General features: G+C 55.1%; 1 rRNA gene. It reads right to left on the bottom strand.

The features are described from left to right. Positions 1–408: ribosomal RNA gene (locus B2U90_RS02050) — 16S ribosomal RNA — on the bottom strand; the annotation flags it as partial.

The raw sequence follows: 408 nt of genomic DNA, 5'->3' as shown, positions 1-408 counted from the left end.
ATACTTCTTCACTCACGCGGCGTCGCTGCATCAGGGTTTCCCCCATTGTGCAATATTCCCCACTGCTGCCTCCCGTAGGAATTTGGGCCGTGTCTCAGTCCCAATGTGGCCGTTCATCCTCTCAGACCGGCTACTGATCGTCGCCTTGGTGGGCCGTTACCCCTCCAACTAGCTAATCAGACGCAAGCCCCTCCTGCAGCGATAGCATATTCAGAGGCCATCCTTTCAAGCTGCCCCCATGCGGGAGCTGCTTCGTATTCGGTATTAGCAGCCGTTTCCAGCTGTTGTCCCCATCTGCAGGGCAGGTTGCTTACGCGTTACTCACCCGTTTGCCACTCGATTCCATAAAAAGCAAGCTTTTCATGTCCTCTCGTTCGACTTGCATGTGTTAAGCACGCCGCCAGCGTT

Source organism: Megasphaera sp. UBA4233 (assembly GCF_002395615.1).
GTDB lineage: Bacteria > Bacillota > Negativicutes > Veillonellales > Megasphaeraceae > Megasphaera > Megasphaera hexanoica.
The sequence above is the reverse complement of the archived record's forward strand: the minus strand, read 5'-3'. Positions and strand labels throughout refer to the sequence as shown.